Annotated in this window: 5 protein-coding genes; 3 read left to right on the top strand and 2 right to left on the bottom strand. The window is 61.0% G+C overall.

Annotation, left to right across the window (positions count from 1 at the left end; translation table 11 throughout):
- The first annotated feature begins 31 nt into the window (after positions 1-31).
- Complete coding sequence (locus tag ABI660_RS22850; RefSeq protein WP_348072462.1) at positions 32-1,504, top strand: TAXI family TRAP transporter solute-binding subunit; 1,473 nt, start codon at positions 32-34, stop codon at positions 1,502-1,504.
- Between the two features lie 95 nt (positions 1,505-1,599).
- Positions 1,600-1,983, top strand: coding sequence for a VOC family protein (locus tag ABI660_RS22845; protein WP_348072460.1), 384 nt, complete (start codon positions 1,600-1,602; stop codon positions 1,981-1,983).
- Positions 1,984-2,167: 184 nt separating this feature from the next.
- On the opposite strand, the gene ABI660_RS22840 is transcribed toward ABI660_RS22845, so the two are convergent.
- On the bottom strand, positions 2,168-2,719 hold the full coding sequence (locus tag ABI660_RS22840; RefSeq protein WP_348072458.1) for a DUF1415 domain-containing protein: 552 nt from the start codon (positions 2,717-2,719) through the stop codon (positions 2,168-2,170).
- Positions 2,720-2,891: 172 nt separating this feature from the next.
- A complete protein-coding gene (gene ettA, locus ABI660_RS22835; protein ID WP_348072456.1) occupies positions 2,892-4,553 on the bottom strand; it encodes an energy-dependent translational throttle protein EttA in 1,662 nt (553 codons plus the stop codon).
- 261 nt (positions 4,554-4,814) lie between these two features.
- Between ettA and ABI660_RS22830 the strand changes: the two genes are divergently transcribed.
- A partial coding sequence (locus ABI660_RS22830) for a DEAD/DEAH box helicase (protein ID WP_348072454.1) occupies positions 4,815-5,595 on the top strand: 781 nt, incomplete at its 3' end.

Below are 5,595 nucleotides of genomic sequence, written 5' to 3'. Positions count from 1 at the left end.
GGTTTTGATGAGTCCATGTTAAGGTGCCGGCATGCCAAAAACCATACGCTACACCTTGCTGTCCCTGCGCGACCTGTGGGCGTCGGCGGGGCCCTTCATCGTGCTCACCGTCACGCTGCTGGTGCTGGCCTACTGGTGGCTGGACCCGAACCCGCCCAAGCGCGTGATACTGGCCACCGGCCCGGCGCAAAGTGCGTATGAAGAATTTGGCAAGCGTTACGCCAAAATCCTGGCCCAGGACGGCATCACTGTTGAGCTGCTGCCATCACAAGGCTCGGCCCACAACCTGCAACTGCTGCGCGAAGGCAAGGCCGACCTGGGTTTTGTGCAAGGAGGCACCAGCACCTACGACGACGCAGACGCGGAAGCCCTGACCTCCCTGGGAAGCCTGTTTGTCGAGCCGCTGTGGCTGTTTTACAGTGAGGCCGCCCTTCGACAAGCTCAGGGCGAACGGAAAACGAAAGCGACAAGCGGGGGAGCCACTCCTTTACCAGCCGGGGCCGCGGAACCGGCTTTGCCGGGCCGCAGGCGCAGCGCCCCCTCGGGGGGCAGCGAAGCACACGCAGTGGCGAGCGTGGGGGCCCTTGATTCGCTCACACAACTGCAGGGCCTGCGCGTGAATCTTGGCACTCCGGGCAGCGGCGTACCCAACCTCATGGGCAAGCTGCTCGAAAGCAACCGTATCGAACTGTCGAGCCTGCGCATTTCAAACCTGGACCAGACGCCCGCAACGGTTGCGTTTCTGGGCGGCGAGCTTGATGCGATTGTGTTTGCCTCCGCCCCCGAATCGCTGATGGTGCAAATGCTGCTGCAGACACCCGGAGTGAAGCTCATGAACTTCACGCAGAGCGAAGCTTATTCCAAGCGCTTTGCTTTTCTGAGCACGGCACGCCTTCCCCAGGGAGTGGTGGACCTGGCAGCCAATATTCCGCCGGAAGATGTCAATCTTGTGGCGCCCACGACTGCCCTGCTTGCCAAAACCAGCACTCATCCGGCGCTGGTGCAGCTGTTCGCACAGGCGGGCAACGTGATCCACGGACCTGCGGGCTGGTTCAAGAACGCACGCGAATTTCCCAATCGCGACAACAGCGAACTGCCAATCTCTAAAGAGGCCGAACGCGCCATCAAGAACGATGCGCCCCTGCTTCAGCGTTACCTGCCCTTCTGGGTAGCCAATCTGGTTGAACGCATGTGGCTGGTGATGGGCATCATCATTGCGGTCATGCTGCCCCTGTCGCGCATCGTGCCGCCGCTTTATGAATTTCGCGTGCGTTCACGCATTTTCAAATGGTACGGGCAGCTCCGCAACATCGAAAATCGCATCGAGGGCACACACAACACAGCTGACCTGCTTGACGAACTCAATGCACTTGAAAGCCGCGCGGAAAAAATCAGCGTGCCGTTGTCCTACACCGACGAGCTTTATGCGCTGCGCAGCAACATCCACCTCGTGCGCAAGAAGCTGCAGCGCCTGGACGCACCCCCTCCCTCAGAAAGACCTTGAAACGTGTGCGGAGTTTCTGCGCGCCCACCCCTTGGTCGCGCGGGGGGCCGTAATATTTGTCGGCGGGTACTCCGCCTCGAATATCTACCGAACCCATGCCCATCCAGCTCAACCACACGATTGTTCACGCCCGGAACTCCCTGGCCTCGGCCACGTTTCTAGCCGACATGTTGGGACTTGCGGCCCCGGTCCGTTTCGGTCCGTTCCATGGCGTGGAGCTTGACAATGGCGTCACCTTGGACTTCATCTCGCATGACGGCGAGCTCATCATTGAGCACTACGCCTTCCTGGTGAGTGAAGGGGAGTTCGATACGATTTTTGAACGAATCCGCGCGCGTCAACTTCCTTACTGGGCCGACCCGGGCCACCAGCAAGCGGGCCAGATCAACCACCATGACGGCGGCCGCGGCGTTTACTGGAACGACCCGGATGGCCACTACCTGGAAATCATCACCCGGCCCTACGGCAGCGGCGGCTGAACCGCCGCCTCATCGGGAAGGGCTGGCGTCCCGGCTTAGGAAGCACTGAATAAGCCCTTGCGGAGGCGCGGCAGCCGGATCGAGATGGGATGCAAGGCGGATTTCGCAGGCAATAGCTGGCTATTGGCAAGAAATTCAACGCTGCAGGCCGCCCGAGCCCGGTTGATCGCGCGCCGCAGGGGGCTTACTCAGCGCTTCCTTCAAGCCCTAGGGCTTTCCAGCCTGCGTGGCCGAGCTTTTCCAGAGTGGCGATGTTCTGCTCGAAAATCGCGTCAGCCTCCGGAAACGCTTCTACAGCCCGCTCCACGCTGTCTTCCCGCAGCAGGTGCAACATCGCAAACGGCGCGCGGTTGGTGTAATTGCCAATGTCGTCCGGCTCGGTGCCTTCGAACTGGAACTTCGGGTGAAAACTGGCGAGCTGAATCACGCCTTCGAGCCCATGCTCGTCAACCACCCCTTCGGCGATTTCCAGGAAGTCATTGAAGTCCAGGAAGTCGTCGAACAGTGTCGGATGGATCAGCAAAGTGGTGTCGATCTCTTCTGCCGGCGTCGCCACCAGCAGATCCAGTTCACGGTCCAGTTCTTCCAGCAAGTCATCGGCATGCCGCGCCTTGCTGACCACCAGCCGCACCTGGTTCTTCACATACACCGCCTTGGCGAAGGGGCACAGGTTCAGGCCGATCACGGCCTTCTCCAGCCACAGCCGCGTTGCGGCAAGAACTTCAGCGTCGGTCACGCATTCCCCGGGAAACATCCTTCGACAAGCTCAGAACGAACGGATAAAAAACGCGGCGCGCGCCAAGGCATCTCTTTCCAAGCAGGGGCCGCGGGTCCGGCTCCGCCGGCCCGCAGGCGCAGCGCCCTCTCGGGGGGCAGAGAGCGACACGAAGTGCGCGAACGTGGGGGCATTATTTGAGCGCTTTGAATCGCATCCGCTTGGGCTTGGCCCCCTCTTCACCCAGGCGCTTCTTCTTGTCGGCTTCGTATTCCTGGTAGTTGCCGTCGAAGAAGGTCCACTGGCTGTCGCCTTCGGCGGCGAGGATGTGCGTGGCAATACGGTCGAGGAACCAGCGGTCATGGCTGATCACCATGATCGAGCCAGCAAATTCCAGCAAGGCGTCTTCCAGTGAGCGCAGGGTTTCCACGTCCAGGTCGTTGGACGGCTCATCAAGCATCAACACGTTGCCACCGGCAATCAGGGTCTTGGCGAGGTGCAGCCGCCCGCGCTCGCCACCCGACAAAGTGCCCACGCGTTTTTGCTGGTCTGCCCCGTTGAAGTTGAAACGCCCCGCATAAGCGCGGCTGGGCATGGTGAACTTGCCGACGGTCAGCATGTCGAGTCCGCCGGAGATGTCTTCCCACACGGTTTTTTCGTTGGCGAGGTCGTCACGGTGCTGGTCCACAAAGGCCATACGCGCGGTCTTGCCGATCACGACTTCACCGCTGTCCGGCTGCTCCTTGCCGGCGATCAGCTTGAACAGCGTCGATTTACCGGCGCCGTTGGGGCCGATGATGCCGACGATCGCGCCGGCCGGAATCTTGAAGCTCAGGTTGTCGATCAGCAGGCGATCGCCGAACGACTTGCTGACGTTCTTGAACTCGATGACTTCATTGCCCAGGCGCTCGGCCACGGGGATGAAGATCTCCTGGGTTTCGTTGCGCTGCTGGTATTCAAAATCCGACAGTTCCTCAAAACGGGCCAGCCGCGACTTGCTCTTGGCCTGGCGCGCTTTCGGATTCTGGCGCGACCATTCGAGTTCTTTCTTCAGAGCCTTGGCACGGGCTTCCTCGCCTTTTTGCTCCTGCGCCAGCCGTTCGCCCTTCTGCTCCAGCCAGGTGCTGTAGTTGCCCTTCCAGGGGATGCCACGGCCGCGGTCCAGCTCGAGAATCCACTCGGCGGCGTTGTCCAGGAAGTAGCGGTCATGGGTGATGGCCACCACGGTACCGGGGTAGCGCTGCAGGAACTGCTCCAGCCAGTCCACCGATTCGGCGTCCAGGTGATTGGTCGGCTCGTCAAGTAGCAACATGTCGGGCTTGGACAGCAACAGGCTGCACAGGGCCACACGGCGCTTCTCGCCGCCGGACAATACGCCGATCACAGCGTCCCAGGGCGGCAGGCGCAACGCGTCGGCAGCAATTTCGAGCTGGTGTTCAGAGTCTGAGCCGGAAGTCGCAATGATGGCTTCCAGGCGGGCCTGCTCAGCGGCCAGCGCGTCGAAATCGGCGTCAGGCTCCGCATAGGCTGTGTATACCGCTTCCAGCTGGGCCTTGGCCGCAAACACCGCGCCCATGCCGGCCTCGACACTTTCGCGCACCGTGTGGGTGGGGTCCAGCTTGGGTTCCTGCGGCAGGTAGCCGATGTTCAGATTAGGCATGGGAGTGGCTTCACCCTCGATCTCGGTGTCCAGACCCGCCATGATCTTGAGCAGAGTGGACTTGCCGGAGCCGTTGGTGCCGAGCACGCCGATCTTGGCGCCGGGGAAAAAGCTGAGGGAAACGTCTTTGAGAATCTGACGCTTGGGCGGCACAATCTTGCCGACCTTGTTCATGGTGAAAACGTATTGAGCCATCAGGATAAATTTCTAAATGAAGGAGGAACGAAGGAGAAAACGGAGCCGCCTCCCATGGGGGAATTTTTGCGGCAATCCCTCGATTATCGTTCCATGCGACAATACCCAGGTTGCCGGCTCCAGTTGCCTGCAGCATTTAGGCACACCTTCGGTGACAGTTTGGGTGCCCAGCCTGACTTTTTTACCCGTCTGCCTTCACTGGCGGAGGCTTCAACAGCCCCCGACTGGCCGATCTTTAGCACCCACAGCGGTGCACTACCAATGACTTTTGAAAATCTGAACTTGGCCCCGGCCATTCTTAAAGCCGTGCTTGAGCAGGGCTATGACACACCCACCCCCATCCAGGCCCAGGCGATTCCCGCCGTGCTTGCCGGCGGTGACCTGCTCGGCGGCGCCCAGACCGGCACCGGCAAAACCGCCGCCTTTGTGCTGCCTATGCTGCAGCGCCTGTCCTCGGAGCCCTCCCTGAAAAACAAGCGCGGCGTCAATGCCGTGCGCTGCCTGATCATGACGCCGACGCGCGAGCTCGCCGCCCAGGTGGAAGAAAGCGTACGCGTTTACGGCAAATACCTGGAGCTCTCCTCCATGGTGATGTTCGGCGGCGTTGGCATGGGCGCGCAGATTGAAAAGCTGCGCCGGGGCGTCGACATCCTGGTGGCCACCCCCGGCCGCCTGCTGGACCACGCAAGCCAGGGCACACTGGACCTGAGCCAGGTGCAGATCCTGGTGCTTGATGAGGCCGACCGCATGCTCGACATGGGCTTCATCCACGACATCAAGAAAGTGCTGGCGCTGGTGCCCAAGCAGAAGCAGTCACTGCTGTTTTCCGCGACTTTCAGCGACGAGATCCGCGAGCTGGCCAACGGCCTGCTGAAAAACCCGCAAAGCATCCAGGTCACCCCGCGCAACACCACGGTGCAGCGCATCACGCAAACCATCCACCCGGTGGGCCGCGGCAAGAAAAAAGCGCTGCTCACGCACATCATTAACGAGCACAACTGGAGCCAGGTGCTGGTGTTCACACGCACCAAGTTCGGCGCCA

The organism is Polaromonas sp. (assembly GCF_039930745.1).
Classification (GTDB): domain Bacteria; phylum Pseudomonadota; class Gammaproteobacteria; order Burkholderiales; family Burkholderiaceae_C; genus Polaromonas.
Note: the sequence above shows the minus strand (reverse complement) of the source record. Positions and strands in the feature narration are given on the sequence as shown.